This is a genomic window from Kribbella sp. NPDC104740 (genome assembly GCF_055583505.1).
In genome coordinates this window covers 886,574-903,475 of the sequence record NZ_JBVJNV010000003.1, presented here as the reverse complement: position 1 = coordinate 903,475, position 16,902 = coordinate 886,574, and the positions used below count along the sequence as shown (strand labels likewise).

General features: G+C 70.3%; 15 protein-coding genes. 7 read left to right on the top strand and 8 right to left on the bottom strand.

Annotation, left to right across the window (positions count from 1 at the left end; genetic code table 11):
* Positions 1 to 131: 131 nt before the first annotated feature.
* From ACZ6Z4_RS20395 to ACZ6Z4_RS20375, 5 genes are all read left to right on the top strand, one after another.
* Entirely contained in the window at positions 132 to 851 is a 720-nt protein-coding gene (locus ACZ6Z4_RS20395) for a GntR family transcriptional regulator (RefSeq protein ID WP_363670017.1), read from the top strand.
* A complete protein-coding gene (locus tag ACZ6Z4_RS20390; RefSeq protein WP_363670015.1) occupies positions 848 to 2,164 on the top strand; it encodes an MFS transporter in 1,317 nt (438 codons plus the stop codon). Before ACZ6Z4_RS20395 ends, ACZ6Z4_RS20390 begins: the two co-directional genes overlap by 4 nt.
* A 101-nt stretch (positions 2,165 to 2,265) precedes the next feature.
* On the top strand, positions 2,266 to 3,252 hold the full coding sequence (locus ACZ6Z4_RS20385; RefSeq protein WP_465566370.1) for an ATP-binding cassette domain-containing protein: 987 nt from the start codon (positions 2,266 to 2,268) through the stop codon (positions 3,250 to 3,252).
* A complete protein-coding gene (locus tag ACZ6Z4_RS20380; protein WP_465566365.1) occupies positions 3,249 to 4,079 on the top strand; it encodes an ABC transporter permease in 831 nt (276 codons plus the stop codon). The genes ACZ6Z4_RS20385 and ACZ6Z4_RS20380 overlap by 4 nt, the downstream gene beginning before the upstream one ends.
* 130 nt (positions 4,080 to 4,209) lie before the next feature.
* Positions 4,210 to 4,866, top strand: a complete 657-nt coding sequence (locus ACZ6Z4_RS20375) for a TetR/AcrR family transcriptional regulator (RefSeq protein WP_465566362.1) — start codon at positions 4,210 to 4,212, stop codon at positions 4,864 to 4,866.
* Here ACZ6Z4_RS20375 and ACZ6Z4_RS20370 read toward each other — a convergent pair.
* On the bottom strand, positions 4,817 to 8,095 hold the full coding sequence (locus ACZ6Z4_RS20370) for an ATP-binding protein (protein WP_465566359.1): 3,279 nt from the start codon (positions 8,093 to 8,095) through the stop codon (positions 4,817 to 4,819). The genes ACZ6Z4_RS20375 and ACZ6Z4_RS20370 overlap by 50 nt on opposite strands.
* 85 nt (positions 8,096 to 8,180) lie before the next feature.
* Here ACZ6Z4_RS20370 and ACZ6Z4_RS20365 point away from each other — a divergent pair, with 85 nt between their 5' ends.
* Positions 8,181 to 9,527 (top strand): serine hydrolase domain-containing protein, encoded by a 1,347-nt coding sequence (locus ACZ6Z4_RS20365; RefSeq protein ID WP_465566356.1) that lies wholly within the window; start codon positions 8,181 to 8,183, stop codon positions 9,525 to 9,527.
* Between the two features lie 7 nt (positions 9,528 to 9,534).
* Here ACZ6Z4_RS20365 and ACZ6Z4_RS20360 read toward each other — a convergent pair whose 3' ends face one another.
* From ACZ6Z4_RS20360 to ACZ6Z4_RS20335, 6 genes are all read right to left on the bottom strand, one after another.
* A complete protein-coding gene (locus ACZ6Z4_RS20360; protein ID WP_465566353.1) occupies positions 9,535 to 9,972 on the bottom strand; it encodes a DUF5615 family PIN-like protein in 438 nt (145 codons plus the stop codon).
* A complete protein-coding gene (locus ACZ6Z4_RS20355) occupies positions 9,972 to 10,610 on the bottom strand; it encodes a DUF433 domain-containing protein (protein WP_465566350.1) in 639 nt (212 codons plus the stop codon). The genes ACZ6Z4_RS20360 and ACZ6Z4_RS20355 overlap by 1 nt, the downstream gene beginning before the upstream one ends.
* A gap of 115 nt (positions 10,611 to 10,725) precedes the next feature.
* Positions 10,726 to 11,253: a DinB family protein gene (locus ACZ6Z4_RS20350; protein ID WP_465566347.1), complete on the bottom strand. Its 528-nt coding sequence runs from the start codon at positions 11,251 to 11,253 to the stop codon at positions 10,726 to 10,728.
* 9 nt (positions 11,254 to 11,262) lie between these two features.
* Complete coding sequence (locus tag ACZ6Z4_RS20345) at positions 11,263 to 12,810, bottom strand: acyl-CoA synthetase (protein WP_465566342.1); 1,548 nt, start codon at positions 12,808 to 12,810, stop codon at positions 11,263 to 11,265.
* Positions 12,811 to 12,883: 73 nt separating this feature from the next.
* Entirely contained in the window at positions 12,884 to 13,999 is a 1,116-nt protein-coding gene (locus ACZ6Z4_RS20340; protein WP_465566338.1) for a DUF5938 domain-containing protein, read from the bottom strand.
* A gap of 1 nt (position 14,000) precedes the next feature.
* Entirely contained in the window at positions 14,001 to 14,798 is a 798-nt protein-coding gene (locus ACZ6Z4_RS20335; protein WP_465566335.1) for an SDR family NAD(P)-dependent oxidoreductase, read from the bottom strand.
* Positions 14,799 to 14,967: 169 nt separating this feature from the next.
* Between ACZ6Z4_RS20335 and ACZ6Z4_RS20330 the strand changes: the two genes are divergently transcribed.
* Positions 14,968 to 15,588 carry a TetR/AcrR family transcriptional regulator gene (locus tag ACZ6Z4_RS20330; RefSeq protein ID WP_465566332.1) on the top strand — a complete coding sequence of 207 codons (621 nt, stop codon included), beginning with the start codon at positions 14,968 to 14,970 and terminating at the stop codon, positions 15,586 to 15,588.
* Here ACZ6Z4_RS20330 and paaK read toward each other — a convergent pair.
* Entirely contained in the window at positions 15,585 to 16,898 is a 1,314-nt protein-coding gene (paaK, locus tag ACZ6Z4_RS20325) for a phenylacetate--CoA ligase PaaK (protein WP_465566330.1), read from the bottom strand. The two genes, ACZ6Z4_RS20330 and paaK, sit on opposite strands and share 4 nt — an antisense overlap.
* Between the last annotated feature and the right edge of the window lie 4 nt (positions 16,899 to 16,902).

The following is a 16,902-nucleotide window of genomic DNA, read 5'->3' as shown; positions in this document are numbered from 1 at the left end:
CCGGCCAGGACAGGGGAATACCCGCACCTTGTCCACAGCTTTATCCACAGAATGTGGATCGAACGGGCGACTGGTAAGATAGATACAACAGAGATACCAGTCGTATGTTTCCGACGAAGAGGAGTGTTGTGGTGAGCGGGGTGCCCGGCGAGCTGCCGGTGCTGGGGGACGAGACGGCCGAGATCGCCCGCGTGGTGGTCGAGCAGGCGCCCGGGGTGGAGAAGATCCCGGCCGCGGAGCGGGTCTACGCGTACGTGAAGGCAGCGATCCTGGACCGGGTCTACCCGGGCGGCGAGCTGCTCACCGAGGGGGAGCTGGCCACCGCCGTCGGCGTCTCCCGTACGCCGGTCCGCGAGGCGCTGCTGCGGCTCGAGGAGTCCGGCCTGGTCAAGCTGTACCCGAAGAAGGGCGCGCTGGTCCTGCCGGTGCTGCCGCAGGAGATCAACGACGTGCTCGAGGCCCGCGAGCTGATCGAGACGCACGCGGCGGCGAAGGTCTGGCCGCGCCGCAAGCAGCTGATCGAGACGCTGACCGCGAAGGTCGACGAGATGCGCGCGCACCGGCGTACCGGCGACGCGAAGAGCTTCCTGGAGGCCGACCGGGCCTTCCACGAGGCGATCGTCGGCGCCGCCGGGAACGAGATCCTGGCCAAGCTCTACAACAGCCTGCGCGACCGCCAGGTCCGGATGGGCGTACCCGGGATCGAGGTCCAGCCGGCCCGGATGGACAAGTCGATCGCCGCCCACGCCGAGATGATCGAGGCGCTCGGCGGGAACAGCGTGAAGCGGTTCCGCGAGCTGGTCGTGTCCCACATCGAGGTCGCCGCGGCGGATCTGCGAGGGGTGCGGTGACCGAGCTCCTCTTCCCCCTGGGTGGCCGGCGCGCCTGGGCGGTCTGGACGGCTGCCGTCGTCACGTACATGGTCACCGTCCTGCACCGCGGCTCGATGAGCGTCGCCGGTCTGCAGGCGGCCGAACGCTTCCACATCTCCGCCTCGGCGCTGGCCAGCTTCACCGTCGTCCAGCTCACCGTGTACGCCGCGATGCAGGTCCCGGTCGGCGTCCTGCTCGACCGGTACGGCTCGAAGCGGCTGCTGATCGCCGCCTCCGGTCTGCTCTTCGTCGCCCAGTCGGCGTTCAGCCTGGTCGACTCGTACCCGGCGGCGCTCGCCGCGCGAGCGGTCCTCGGCGTCGGCGACGCCCTGGTCTTCATCAGCGTGCTCCGCGTGGTGATGTCCTGGTTCCCCGCGCTCCGCCAGCCGGTGATGTCGCAGGCGACCGGCATGCTCGGCGGCATCGGCGCGATCGTCTCCACGGTCCCGATGGCCGCCGCGTTCCACGCCTTCGGCTGGACCGGCACGTTCGCGGGCGCGAGCGTGCTCAGCCTGGTCACCGGCGTCGCCGTACTGTTTCTGATCAAGGACACCCCGTACGACGAACCGCTGCACCGCACCAAGCAGTCCCTCACCGAGGTCCGCCACAATCTGCGCCGCGCCTGGCGCGAGCCCGGTACGCGCCTCGGCCTGTGGACGCACTTCACCACCAGCTTCTCCGGCTCGACCTTCGGCCTGCTCTGGGGGTACCCGTTCCTCGTCCGCGGTCAGGGGCTCGCCCCGACGACGGCCGCGGCGCTGCTGATCCTCCCGGTCCTGGCCGGCCTGTTCTACGGCCCGCTGGTCGGCCGGTACGCCGCCCGCTTCCCGTTCTACCGGTCCTGGATCGTGCTGGCCGTGATCAGCGGGTCGGTGCTGATGTGGACGGTCGTGCTGCTCTGGCCGGGGCAGGCGCCGATGCCGGTGCTGCTGCTTCTGATCGTCGTACAGGCCGCTGGTGGTCCTGGGTCGATGCTCGGCCTGGACTACGCGCGGACGTTCAACCCGTCGACGCGCTTCGGCGCGGCGAACGGGATGGTGAACACCGGCGGCTTCATCGCGACGCTGATCTGCATCGGCATGGTCGGGATCCTGCTCGACGTCTCCTCCGGTGGCGCTCCGCAGGAGATCGGTGACTTCAAGTTCGCGCTGGCCTTCCAGTACGTGCTCTGGGCGGTCGGGACGCGGCAGATCCTGAAGTACCGGCGGAAGGCCCGCGGCCACCTGGCCCGGTACAACCCGGACGCCTACCAGGCGCTGCTGGCCAACAAGATCATGCCGCTGAAGGGCTGAGACAGCGCCCTGGCACCGGCTGTCAGCCGAGTGCCAGGGCGGTGCCAGCGCCGGGGTGGACGGTGGTTCCCAGAGACACGAAGTCATCTGGAGGAACCGAAATGCCCACACCGAACCAGCCCGCCATCGTGGCCGAAGGCCTGGTCAAGCGATATGGCAGCACCACGGCGCTGGACGGCGTCGACCTGACCGTGCCGACCGGCACCGTGCTCGGGGTGCTCGGACCGAACGGCGCCGGCAAGACCACCGCCGTCCGGATCCTCGGCACCCTGCTGCAGCCCGACGCCGGGCGCGCCACCGTCGGCGGCTTCGACGTGGTCCGCGAGGCCGGCAAGGTCCGCGAGATCATCGGCCTGACCGGGCAGTACGCCTCGGTCGACGAGGACATGTCCGGCCGCCGCAACCTGGTCATGATCGGCCGCCTGATCGGCCTGTCCCGCCCGCAGGCCAGGAGCCGGGCCGGCGAGCTGCTCGAGCGCTTCGAGCTGACCGACGCCGGCGACCGGATCGCCAAGACCTACTCCGGCGGGATGCGCCGCCGCCTCGACCTGGCCGCGAGCCTGGTCGGCAACCCGAGCATCCTCTACCTGGACGAGCCGACCACCGGCCTCGACCCGCACGCCCGCAACGGCGTCTGGGACACCGTCCGCAACCTGGTCCTGGACGGTACGACGGTCCTGCTGACCACGCAGTACCTGGAGGAGGCCGACGCGCTCGCCGACTCAATCATGGTCTTCGACAAGGGCAGCGTGGTCGCCGCCGGCCGTCCGGCCGAGCTGAAGGCGCAGGCCGGCAAGCAGTCGCTCGACGTCCGCCCGGCCGAGCCCGGCCACCTGGAGCGGGTCGCCGCGATCGTCGCGGAGTCGACCGGCACCCGGCCCACCGTCGACGTCGTGAACGCCCTGGTCAGCGTGCCGGTCAGCGACGGCACGTCGATGCCGGTCGTCGTCCGGCGCCTCGACGAGGAGGGCATCGCCGTCACCGAGCTGTCCCTGCGGCTGCCCAGCCTGGACGAGGTCTTCCTCGCCCTGACCGGTCACACCGCCGAGAAAGAGTCCACCGCAGTCCTGGAAGGAGCGGGCCGATGAGCGCCGCCACCCTCACCCCGAGCACCACCCCGCAGCACGCCGTACGCCGGAACCGCCCGTTCGCCTGGGTCGAGCAGAGCCTCACCCTTGCCTGGCGCAACATCGTCCGGATCCGGCAGAACCCCGAGGCGCTGGCCGACGTCACGTTCCAGCCGATCATCTTCCTGCTGCTGTTCCTGTTCGTCTTCGGCGGCGCGATCAGCGGCCAGGCCGGCGGCACCTGGCACGACTACCTGCCGTTCCTGCTGCCCGGTGTCCTGGTGCAGTCGGTGGTGTTCTCGACACTGGGCACCGGTGTCGCGCTGAACGACGACTTCGCCAAGGGCGTCTTCGACCGCTTCCGCAGCCTGCCGATCGCGCGGGTCTCGCCGCTCGTCGGCGCCGTGCTCGGTGACACCGTGCGCTACCTGACCTCGATCGTGATCCTGATGGTGACCGGGTTCGCGCTCGGCTTCCGGTTCGAGAACGGCGTCGGCTACGGGCTGCTCGCCTGCCTGCTGGTACTGGCCTTCGCGCTGTCGCTGTGCTGGGTGTGGGTCTGGCTCGGCCTGAAGCTGAAGACCGCGCAGGGCGTCCAGGGCGTCGCGTTCCTGGTGATGTTCCCGCTCACCTTCGGCAGCAACATCTTCGTCCAGACCACCACGCTGCCGGGCTTCCTGCAGTCCTGGACCAAGATCAACCCGATCACCTACCTGGCCGACTCGATGCGCGGCCTGATGATCGGCGGCGATCTGCAGAAGCCGTTGCTGATCACCCTGGCCTGGATGGTCGGCCTGGTCGCGGTCTTCGCGCCGCTGGCGATCCGTGCCTACCGCAAGCGCACCTGACCGATACGAAAAACAAGCCTTTCACTTTCCGTCATCGAGAACTCGCCATCGCTGCCCCGGGTGCTGACAACAGCTCGCACAGAGTGACTAAGATGAGCTGGTCACGCACGGGGTAGCGACAAGAGGTGTTATGAGCGATCCCTCCGTGCGCCGGTACTCCGGACGCTCGGTCGACGAGTGGAAGGCCGCCAGGCGGGAGCGCCTGCTGGACGCCGCTCTGGAGCTGTTCGGGACCGAAGGGTATCCCGCGACCTCGGTGGAACGCCTGTGTGCACAGGCGAAAGTGTCGACCCGGCACTTCTACCACGAGTTCCAGAACAAGGAAGCCGTGCTGCTCGCGGTGCACGCCCAGGTGATCGAGCTGGGGGTGCGCAGTACGGGGGACGCGCTGGCCGCGACCAGGGACGCGCCGGTCCGGGAGCGGATCACGGCGGCCGTCGACGGCTACCTGCGGACCATCATGACCGACCTGCGCCGGGCCCGGATCTCGTTCGTCGAGGTGGTCGGCGCGAGCCCGGCGGTGGAGGAGCAGCGGATCGCGTTCCGCGAGCTGCTGATCTCCAGCGTGGTGTCGGTCGGCGAGGCCGCGGTGGCCCGGGGCGAGATCAGCCGGAAGAACTTCCGGTTCATCGGGCTGTCGTTCATGGGCGCGGTCAACACCGTGGTCTACGACTGGATGCTGGCCGACCCGCGACCGCCCGAGGAGGAGGTCGTGGTGGCGCTGCGCGACCTGGCGGTCAGTCTGATGACAGCAGACCCCCGCGACGGCGACCCGTCGGCAGGGTGAACCGCTTGCGCAGCTCGTCGATCGCGTCGTCGTGCCCCAGTCCCGCCCCGGACCGGAACGCGGTCTCGTAGCGCTCCTCGCCGAGCGCCGCGACGGTGTCCTCGACGGTACGGCGGACCCAGGTGTCCGGGATCGCCCGTACGCCGCGCAGCGCCGTCGCCAGGCCGAGGGTCCGCGCCGCCAGCTCGGCGTCGCCGCCCATCAGCTCCACCGACGCGGCCACCTCGACGACCGCCGACGCGACCGGCATGTCCTCGGTGGTCAGCGCCAGCGCGACGGCCGGCTCGACGTTCTGGCGCGCGCCGGAAAGGTCGCCCTGGGCAACCAACACCCGGGCCAGCTCGGCGCGCACCATCGCCTCGCCGTGCGGTGCCATCCGCTCGGCCTGCGGGTCGAGCGTCGCCAGCGCCTGCTCGGCCAGGTCGCGCGCCTCGTCCAGCCGCCCGGACAGCCGGTTCAGCGCGGCCATGCCCATCAGCGCGATGCCCTGCCCGCCGCGGCCGCCGGTCTTCTCGGCGAGCTGCTGCGCCTCGCGGATGTCGGCCCAGGCGCCGTCGAGATCGCCGAGCTCGGCGCGGCTCAGTGCTGCCTGGCCGAGCAGCTGCGGCATCCCCTCGCTGGTTCCCAGCTCGCCCGTCAGCCGCATCGCCTCGGTCAGCGCGTCCAGCGCGGTCTGGTGCTCGCCGTGCGTCCCCGCGTGCGCGGCCAGCCCGCGCAGCGCCAGCGACGTACCCCAGCGGTCGCCGAGGGCGCGGAACCCGTCGAGCGCGCTTTGCAGGTCGGCCGCCATCTGCTCGACGTCGCCCTCGTTCTCGCGGAACATCGCCGCCATCATCCCGGCCATGTTCCGGGTCCAGGCGTCGGTGCTCTCGCGGGCCTCCTCCAGCTGCCGGAAGGAGGTCGCCTTGTCGCGGCGGAACGCGGCCCAGGCGGCGTTGGTGAACCAGCCGACCGCCGAGTGCCGGACCTCCTGGTGCCGCCGGCTGAGCATCCGGACCTCCGCGAGGCCGCGGATCGCCCGGGTGACCGAGTCCGACGGGTCGGCGCCGTTGGACAGCGTGCCGATCGAGTAGAGCATCACGGTCAGCGCCCGGGCCACCGGCTTGGTCGGTCCCGGTACGGCGAGCGCCGCCTCGAACCAGGTCACCGCCTCCGACGGCCGGCCGCGCATGTTCCAGTACTGGCCGAGGATCGCGACCAGCTCCAGCGAGTCGTTGGCCCGGCCGGAGTCGATCTCGGTGCGCAGCGCGTCCAGCAGGTTCTCGTTGTCGGCGTCCATCCGCGCCATCCACTGCAGCTGGTCGCCGGTCCGCAGCTTCGGCTCCGCCTTGCGCAGCAGGTCTCCGAAGTACGCCGCGTGCGCCTGCCGCACCTGGTCGACCTCACCGGCGGCCGCGAGCTGCTCAGCGCCGTACGCCTTGACTGTCTCGAGCATGCGGTAGCGGACCGACCTGTCATCAGCGGCTGCCTCGACGAGCGACTTGTCCACCAGCGAAGCCAGTACGCCGAGCACAGCCTCCGGCGGCAGCTCCGGCCCGCTGCAGACCTGCTCGGCGGCCTCCAGCGTGGCGCCACCGGAGAAGCGCGACAGGCGCCGAGCGACTGCCTGCTCGTCCGGCTCCAGCAGGTCCCAGCTCCACTCCACGACGGCCCGCAGCGTCTGGTGCCGCGGCAACGCCGTACGGCTGCCGCTGGTCAGCAGGCGGAACCTGTCGTTGAGCCGGTCAACGATCGCCAGTGGCGTCAGCGCCCGCAGCCGGGCGGCGGCCAGCTCGATCGCCAGCGGCATCCCGTCGAGCCGGCGGCAGATCTCCGCGATCGCCTGCCGGTTCGCGTCGGTGACGGCGAAGTCCGGCCGGACCGCACGGGCGCGATCGACGAACAGCCGGACGGCCGGGTAGTCGTCGTCGGTCGCGTCGACCGGCGGCAGCTCCAGCGGGCCGACCTGGTGCAGGTGCTCGCCGGGGATGCCCAGCGGCTCGCGGCTGGTGGTCAGCACCCGCAGCCGCGCGCACTGGGCGAGCAGCGAGTCGACCAGCCCGGCGACCTCCTGGATCAGGTGCTCGCAGTTGTCGAGCACCAGCAGGATCCGGCGGTCCGCGATGACCTCGACGAGCCGGTCCGTCGCCGCCCGGCTGGTGGGCAGCCGCTTCGGCGTCAGCGTGGTCTGGATGGTGTCGACGTACTCGCTCGCGCCCAGCGCCGACAGCAGCGTCGGGGCCACGTCGGCCGCCTCGGCCAGCGGAGCGAGCTCGACGAAGTAGATGCCGTCACCGGCCGCGTTCACCAGCGTCCGGCCGGTCTCGGTCGCCAGCCGGGTCTTGCCGGCGCCACCTGGCCCGACCATCGTCACCAGCCGGGTCCCGTCGCTCAGCTGCCGCGACAGCTCGGCCACGTCCTCGGCCCGCCCGACGAAGCTGGTCAGCGGCGCCCGCAGGTTGCTCTTCGGCGGGGTCGGAGCAGGCGCAGCAGCCGGTACGCCGGCCGACGCCGGCGGCGGGTCCAGCTCGTCACCCCGCAGCACCGCCACGTGCACGTCGCGCAGCCGCGACCCCGGGTCCGCCCCGAGCTCCTCGGCGAGCGTCGTACGGACTCGCTCGTACGCCGCGAGCGCCTCCGCCTGCCGCCCGTCGGCAGCAAGCGCACGGATCAGCAGCTCGTGCGGCCGCTCGCGCAACGGGTGCGCGAGGGTGAGCCGCTCCAGGTCGGCCACCACGTCGCGGGCGTGCCCGGTGGCGATCCCTGCCTCGGCCAGGTCCTCGGCGGTGCCCAGACGCAGCTCGGTCAGCCGGTCCGCCTCCACCTGCGCGAACGGCAGGTCCCGCAGGTCCGCCAGCGCTTCGCCGCGCCAGAGCCGGTCGGCCTGGGACAGCACCGACCGCGCCTCGGCCGGGTCGGCCGTGAGCAACTGCCGCCCGCGCCGAGCCAGCTCCTCGAACTGGACCGCGTCAACGCAGTCCGGCCCGATCGTCAGCGTGTACCCGGCCGGGCCGGACTGCACGGAGATGCTCGACTCGGTAGCGGGCAAGCCCGCCCGGAGCCGTGACACCAGCGACTGCAGAGCATTGGCGCTGGGCGCCTCGCTGCCCCACAACCCGTCGACCAGCGTGTCCACACCGACAGGCTTCCCGGCGCCGAGAGCGAGCCTGGCCAGCAATCCACGCAGCCGGACACCGCGGACGTCCAGCGGAGTACCGTCGGCCGCCCACATCGCGAGTGGACCGAGCACCGCTATGCGCACTCCACCAGCCTCCCACAGCACCCGCTCAAACCCCCTGCCGTTTGTCACCCGACCCGGGTTAAGGTCGGCTCTCGTGACCGACATCGCCGCCGCAACGCAGACAGCCCTCACCCGGATCATCACCGAGCGTCAGACCAAGGGCCGGGTGCCCGGGCTGGTCGGGGCCGTCGCCCGGGGCGGCAAGCTCGCCTGGTCGGACGGGGTCGGCTCGGCCTCGCTGGACGCGCCGGGCGTCGCGCCGACCGCCGACACGCAGTACCTGATCGCCTCGCACAGCAAGACGTTCACGGCGGTCGCGATCATGGCGCTGCGCGACGAGGGCAAGCTCAGCCTCGACGACACGGTCGACAAGTTCATCCCGGAGAGCAAGCACGCCGGCGTCACCGTGCGGCAGATGCTCAGCCACGTCAGCGGCATGCAGCGCGAACCGGTCGGCGACGTCTGGGACGTGATGGCGTTCCCGGACCGCGCCGAGCTGATCTCCGGCTGGAACGAGGCCGAGCGGATCGGCAAGCCGCACCACCGCTTCCACTACTCCAACCTGGTCTACTCGATGCTCGGCGAGATCATCGCGCGCCTCGACGGCAAGTCCTGGTACGAGTCGATCAGCGCCCGCATCCTGCGGCCGCTGGAGATGAACCGGACCACGGTCGGCCTGGACGGCGGCCCGGCCGCCTCCGGGTACTACGTGCCGCCGTTCAGCGACGTCCCGGTGCCGGAGCCGCTGCTGTCGCTCGGCGCGATGGACGCCTGCGGCGGCCTCGCCAGCACCGCCGCGGACCTGGCGAAGTGGACGGCGTTCCTGGCCGACCCGACCGACGAGATCCTGTCCGAGGACACCGTCGAGGAGATGTGCCAGCCGCAGATCATGGCCGACCTGGACCGCTGGCAGCTCGGTTTCGGGCTCGGCTTCATGCTGCTCCGGGTCGGCGAGCGGGTCTTCATCGGCCACACCGGCGGCATGCCCGGCCACATCACCGGCACCTTCCTGCACCGCCCGTCCGGTACGGCGGGGATCGCGCTGATGAACACCACCGCGGCCCCGTCCCCGGCCGCGCTGGCCGCCGACCTGGCGATCAAGGTCCTCGACGACGACCCGGTCCTCCCCGCGCACTGGACCCCCGGCACGACGGTCCCGCCGGAGCTGGCCGGCGTCCTCGGCACCTGGTTCACCGAGGGCCAGCCGTTCGTCTTCTCGGTCCGCGAGGGCCACCTGGAGGCGAAGTCCCCGGCCGCCGCGGACCACGTCGCCCCGGCCGTCTTCGAGCAGGTCTCGACCGACGTCTACCGCACGGTCTCCGGCCGCGAGACCGGCGAGCTGCTCCGGATCACCCGCGACGGCGACGGCGTACCGACGAAGTTGAACTGGGCAACGTACCTGTGCACCCGCGCACCGCTGGCGTTCGGCCAGCACCTGTAGAGGGCAGTCAGCGAGGCCAGTACTTGGGAGGGTCAGTCGCTGGGTCGACGGTCGAGTGGCGTCCATCAGGACCAATGCTGCTGATCCGCACCAGCCGCTGACCCTCTGCCGCCGCAAGCTCCGCTACCACGAACGGCATCGCGGACACGACAGCGCCGAACGCGAGCGCCAGTCCCCTGACGCCGAGGTCGTACTTCTGACGGTAGCGAACGTGATGGAGGCCGCTCCTCTTGATCGCCGCTGTCTCAGCTGGATCGTCCAGCTGGCGCGCGTCGTTGGTGACCAGGACCTCGAAGTTCTGTGCCGCGGCATCGCGCAGGACGAAGAGGTCTTTCTTGCCGCTCCAACCCAGCTTCTGGACATGGTCGACACGGTGGCCGCGCAGCACGTGTCTCAGCGGCTCGAGGACCTGAACGGCGACGTCCTCGTCGAGCAGGATGCGCATCAGGCCGCAGATGTCCGGCCGAAATGGTCGACGTACTCAGCGAAATCGAGTGCGTCCGTCGCGGCCTCGGCGCCGACGGACGGGTAGAAGTCGGCGATCGCCTCGGCGGCAACGCCGTCGCGGAGTAGGCCGGCGACCACTTCGAACGGCACCCGGGTGCCAAGAATCACGGGATGGCCGCCACGGATCTCAGGATCGACCTGAAGGACATCGCGCGGGTGGAGCAGGTCAGGCACCGGCACCTGATCAGCCGTGACGAATGCCTGCAGTACGTCGGACATCACCACCGTCACCTGATGGCCCGGGTGGTCGACCAGGTCAACGGCCGGCGAATCATCAGGGGCAATGAGCGCGACGCTGTTGCCTTGAGCGACGAGACGGTACGTCGAAAGATGCTCTCCCTCGCCCAGGTCGTACAGGCCCTGGATCGCCCGGCGAACCCGTTGCAGCGAGATCCGCTTGCGGAGGTAGACGGTGGTCCGGAGCGCGATGACGTCGCGGAACGAGTACAGCAGCGGTTGCTGTGAGATCTCCGGGACGAGAAGAGGACCCTCGGAAGCGGTCGACTTTCTCCAGTACGCGAGCTGGTGGACGGACGCGCCCGACAACGCCGCAGCCAGCTGTGGCCGATAGGCCATCGAACACCTCCATCCGTTGGGGATTCGATCGTAGCCCCAACCGAGGCGTTGTTTTCGGGGATTGTGGACGACGTGCTGATCTGCCCCGGGAATCCCCTGGGGCAGATCAGTCCAACTACTCCGTGTAGCCCGTGCGCCCGTCCAGGAGCTCCCGGATGATGTCGAGGTGGCCGACGTGCCGGGCGGTCTCCTCGATCATGTGGCAGAGCACGTAGCGCAGCGAGGCGGCGCCGCCGCCCGCGCGCATCTCCGGCGGGCCCTGTTCGAGCGCGTCCAGCGAGAGATCGGCGATGGCCGCGTTCGAGCGGGCGCACTCCTCGTCGTACTCGTCGAGCAGCTGGGCCAGCGGGACGTCGTCGACGAACATCTCGGCGTCGACGTGCCCGTCGTCGGTCCACGGCGTCTGCCCGGTGTCGGGCACCCCGGCCATGTTCAGCTGGAACCAGGAGTACTCGTTCCAGCGCAGGTGCGCGACCAGCCCGGCCACCGTCATCAGCGGTGAGGTCGGGAGCAGTTTGCGGTGCTCGTCGGCCGGGTCGAGGCCCTGGCACTTCATCCGGACGAACGAGCGCTGCAGATCGAGCCAGCCGGTCAGCTGGGTGCGTTCGTCGGCGGTCAGCGGGGGACGCGAGGCAACAGTCATGCCGCCTGTCTAGCGGTCGGCGGCCCCGGAGTTCAACAGAATTGCCTTCACCTCGGCCTTGAGCACCTTGCCGACCTTGGAGCGCGGCAGCTCGGTCCAGACCACCACCTGCTTGGGTGTCTTCACGCTGCCGAGCCGGCTCTTCACGTAGTTGCGGACCTCGGACTCGGTCACGGTCAGGCCCGGGTGCAGCTGCAGCACGGCGGTCACCCGTTCGCCCCACTTCTCGTCCGGGAGCCCGACCACCGCGCAGTCCTGGATCGCCGGGTACGTCATCAGCGCCTGCTCGACCTCGGCCGAGTACACGTTGAACCCACCGGTGATGATCATGTCTTTCGCCCTGTCCACGATGTAGAGGTAGTTGTCGTCGTCCAGGAACCCGATGTCCCCGGTGTGGTGCCATCCGTACTTCGAAGCCGCGGCGGTCGCGGCCGGGTCGCGGTGGTAGCCGGCCATCACGAGCGACCCCCGGACCACGATCTCCCCGCGTGCACCGTGATCCAGGAGCCGCCCGTCGTCCGCCATGATCGCGACCTGGGTCAGCGGACTCGGTCGCCCGGCGGAGGTGAATCGCTCCACCGCGGGCGACCCGTCGGGATGGAAGTGGTCGGCCGGCGCCATCGTCGCGATCATCATCGGCGCCTCGCTCTGGCCGAACAGCTGAGCCATGACCGGCCCGATCCGCTCCAGCGCCTCCTCGAGGCGGGCCGCCGACATCGGCGCCGCGCCGTACCAGAAGCACTGCAGGGAGCTCAGATCCGTGCTGGGCAAGGACTCCTCGGCCAGCAGCATGTAGATCAGCGTCGGCGGCAGGAACGTGTGCGTGACCCGGTGCCGCTCGACCAGCCGCAGGAACGCGGGCAGGTCCGGCTTCGGCATCACGACGATCTCGCCGCCGAGCGTCAGGACCGGGAAGCACAGGACGCCGGCTGCGTGCGTCAGCGGCGCGAGCGCGAGGTAGACCGGCCGGCCCTCGAAGGGATACGCCATCAGCGTGATCGCCGACATGGTCTCCAGGTTCCGCCCGGTCAGCATCACGCCCTTCGGCCGCCCGGTGGTGCCGCCGGTGCCGACCAGCAGCGCGACGTCGTCGACCGGCTCGGCCTGCCACGGCTCCGCCGGTACGCCGTCCAGCCACTCGGTCAAGCTGCTTGCCTCGGGCAATGAGTCGTCGAGGCAGACGACCAGCCGCAGCTTCGGCAGGTCGGGCAGGATCCGTTGCACCAAAGGCAGGAACACGCGCTGGAAGACCAGGACCGAGCAGTCGAACGCGTCCAGCAGGTCCCGGTTCTCGGCCGCCTCGTTGCGCGGGTTGACCGGGCACCAGACCGCGCCGGCCCGGGCGATCCCGAACACGCAGGCGAACGCGATCGGGTTGTTCGCCGACAGGATCGCGACCTTGTCGCCCGGGCCGATCCCGCTCTTGGCCAGCGCCCGCGCGACCTGGTACGACAGCTCCTGCACCTCGCCGTAGCTCAGGCTGGTCCCGTCCATCGTCAGACAGGGCGCCGCCGGACCGAGCGACGCCCCTTTGTCCAGATAGTCGTACAACCGCACGCGAAACTCCTCGACCGGGTGGAACAGGCGCGGGAGCGATCCGGGGGGTTTGAGGGACGCCCCCGCGCCTGGCTCAGTGGTGGACCGTCACAACCGGTTCGAGCACCAGCCCGAAGCTCCGCAGCACACCCAGCAGCTCGCGGTGCCCGAAGGCCTGGCAGGCCGAGGCGAGCCCGGCCCGGCGTGGCGGCTGCTGCAGCAGCGCGTACGCGGCGTACGCCTGCAGCGCGCCGGTCTGCTTGTAGTTGCTGTGCCCGTGGATCACGCAGTGCGCGCGACCGAGCGGTCCGGTCGCGTAGACCGAGTCCAGCGAGGTGTTGATCCGTGGGTTCTCCCGCGGCGGCATGCTGGCCTGGACCGACGCGGCGACCTCGGCCAGCGCGGCCTCCTGCTGGTCGGCGGGCAGTGTCTTGATCTGCGACTCGACCATCTTCACCGCCTCGACCACACCCTGCATGACGGTCCGGTCGAAGACACCGCCGGCGACCTTCACGTTCGCCACCCGCGGGTCGTTGCGGAACCAGACCGGGTGGCTGGTGCCACCCCACGGCAGCGCGAGCGCGGACTCGTGCTGACCCGGCACGTTCACCTCGAACGTGGTCAGCGGGTCCCACTTCACCAGCTGGTTCTGCTCCAGGTAGTGCCAGTCCGCCTTCAGGATCGTGAAGATCGTCTGCGTCGACGCGTACGTCGGGAAGCCCTTCCAGAGCACGAGAATGTCGAGGGTGTCCAGCCCGGGCGTCTCCAGGCAGAGGTTCGCCGCGATCTCGCCGGTGGTGTACATCTGCGCGATCCCGGGCCCGAGCAGCAGGCCCTGGTCGGCGAACTTGTCACCCCAGTTGGTCTGCGCGGCCAGCATCCAGTCCTGCTCGCCGGTGGTGTCCAGGTAGTGGCAGCCGGCCGCGAGCGACGCCTCGACCACCTCCGGCCCGTACTTCACGAACGGGCCGACCATGTTGCTGACCACCTTCGCGCCGCTGAACAGTTCGGTCAGCGCGCCGACCTCGTGGTCGACCTCGACCACCTCGTGCTCGACGGTCTCGATCCCGGGGACCTTGTCCAGCACCTCCTGGATCCGGGCCTTGTCGCGACCGGCCGCGATGAACGGCACGTGGTACTCGCGCAGGTACTCGCAGACGAGCCGGCCGGTGTAGCCGGAGGCGCCGTACACGACGACTGGTTTGGTCATCTCACATCCCCATTCCGCCGTCGACCGGCAGGCCCGCGCCGGTGATGAACTTCGCCGCGTCGCTGGCCAGGAAGACCACCGCGTCGGCCATGTCGCCGACCTCGCCGAGCCGGCCCAGCGGCGTCAGCCCGATCACGTCGCCGACCGCCGCTTCAGCTGACGGCCAGAGGCCGAGCGTCACCATGTCGGCTGCGAGCTTCATGCCCATCTCGGTCGGGACCAGACCGGGGTAGACGCAGTTCACCCGGACGCCGTACCCGAGCTTGCCGGACTCCATCGCGGCCACGCGGGTCAGCCGGTCGACCGCGGACTTGGTCGCGGAGTACCCGGCGATGCCGGGGAAGGGGATGGTCGCCGCGACGCTGGAGATGTTGACCACCGAGCCGCCGGAACCCGCCGGTCCACCCGGGCGCATCGCCCGGAACGCGTGCTTCACACCGAGCGCGGTGCCCAGCACGTTAATGTCCAGCATCTTGCGGACGTCGTCCGGGTCGAGGTCCGCGACCAGACCGGACAGTTCGACGCCGGCGTTGTTGACCAGGATGTCGAGGCCGCCGAGCTCGCCGACGGTGGCCGTGATCGCGGCCTCCCAGGCGGCGTCGTCGGTCACGTCCAGCGGGACGTACGCCGCGGTGGCGCCGGTCTGCTTCAGCTCGTCGGCGGTCTGCCGGCCGACGTCTTCGGAGATGTCGGCGATCACGACGGCGGCCCCGGCGGCGGCGAGCGCCGCGGCCATCCCGGCCCCGAGGCCACGGGCGCCCCCGGTCACCAGTGCCCGGCGTCCGGTCAGGTCGTACATGGCATCTCCCCTCGCACGGTGCGGATGCTTTGACGCCACGGCCACCGGTGAGGCGGTGACCGGGCGATGCCCTCAGCGTCACGGATCTCTGGACAGTCGTCAAGACTTTCTTGGACAACTGTCAAGAAAATCGGGGTGAGCGGGTAAGCTTTTCGCAGGAGGGTTGCCGATGACCGAGGTGACGGACCGGATCTCCCGCCGGCAGGTGGACAAGTTCGCGGAGCGCCGCACCCAGCTGGCCACGTCCGCGCTGCGCACGCTGTCCGAGCTCGGCTACGCGCGGACCAGCCTGCGCGAGATCGCCCAGAACTCCGAGTTCTCGCACGGAGTGCTGCACTACTACTTCCGCGACAAGGTGGAGCTGATCACCCACTGCGTCCGCCAGTACAAGGCCGAGTGCGTCACCCGGTACGACGAGATCGTCGTCACCGCGACCACCGCCGAGGGCCTGCGCGCCGACTTCGCCGAGGCCCTGGCCACCACCTGCCGCGAGGACGCCTCGATGCACCGCCTCTGGTACGACCTGCGCAACCAGGCCCTGTTCGAGGAGTCGTTCCGCCAGGACGTCCTGGAGATCGACCAGACCCTCGAGCTGATGATCTGGCGCGTCGTCACGACGTACGCCGACCTCGCCGGCAAACCCCTCGCGGTCACCCCCAGTACGGCGTACGGCCTGCTCGACGGCCTCTTCACCCAAGCCCTGCTCCGCCACCTCGCCGGAGTCTCGGGCGCCACCGAGGACCTCGCGGCAGCAGCCCACCAGACCCTGCCCAAGCTGCTGAAGGCTTAGAGCTTTCGCCGGTCGTTGATCCGTTTCGCCTTGCCCAGTGAGCGTTCCAGTGCGTGCGGGGCGACGAGCTCGACCGTGGCGGTGACGCCGATGTGGGTCTTGATCCGGTGGGCCAGTTCGCGGCCCGCCGCTGTCTGATCGAGCAGTCCGGGCGCGGCCTCGACCTGCACCGTCAGCTCGTCCAGCCGGTTCGGGCGGGTCAGGACGCACAGGTAGTGCGGGGTGAGGCCCTCGACGAGCAGCAGCTGCTCCTCGATCTGGGTCGGGAAGACGTTGACGCCGCGGACGATCATCATGTCGTCGGTGCGGCCGGTGATCTTCTCCATCCGGCGCATCCCGGGACGGGCCGTCCCCGGCAGCAAGCGGGTCAGGTCGCGGGTCCGGTAGCGCAGGACCGGGAAGGCCTCCTTGGTGAGCGTGGTGAAGACGAGCTCGCCCTCGGAGCCGTCGGGCAGCACCTCGCCGGTGACCGGGTCGATCACCTCGGGGTAGAAGTGGTCCTCCCAGATGTGCAGCCCGTCCTTGGTCTCGACGCACTCCTGCGCGACACCCGGGCCCATCACCTCCGACAGGCCGTAGATGTCGACCGCGTGCATCCCGGTCCGCTGCTCGACCTCGAGGCGCATCTGCTCGGTCCACGGCTCGGCGCCGAAGATCCCGATCCGCAGCGCGGTGTCGCGCGGATCCAGCCCGCGGGCGTCCATCTCGTCCAGGATCGACAGGAAGTACGACGGCGTCACCATCACGATCTCGGCGCCGAAGTCGCGGATCAGGTCGACCTGCCGCTCGGTCATCCCACCGGAGACCGGGACGACCGTGCAGCCGAGCCGCTCGGCGCCGTAGTGCGCGCCGAGTCCACCGGTGAAGAGCCCGTACCCGTAAGCCACATGGCACACGTCGCCCGCGCGACCACCCGCGGCACGGATCGACCGCGCGATCAGATCGGCCCAGCGGTCGATGTCGCCCTGCGTGTAGCCGACCACGGTCGGGCGGCCCGTCGTACCGGAGGACGCGTGCACGCGCACGACCTCGGACCGCGGGACCGCGAACATCCCGAACGGGTAGTTGTCCCGCAGGTCCTTCTTCGCGGTGAACGGCAGCCGGCTCAGATCCGACAGCTCGCGCAGATCACCCGGCTGGAACCCGACCCCGTCCAGCGCGGCGCGGTAGTGCGGCACGTTCTCGTACGCCGAACGCACGGTCGCCTGCAGCTGCGTCAGCTGCCGCGCCCGCAGCTCGTCGACGGACATCCGCTCGCCCGGGTCCTGCAACTCGGGCGGGCAAGCTTCACCGAGAAATCGCTCGGTCATCTGG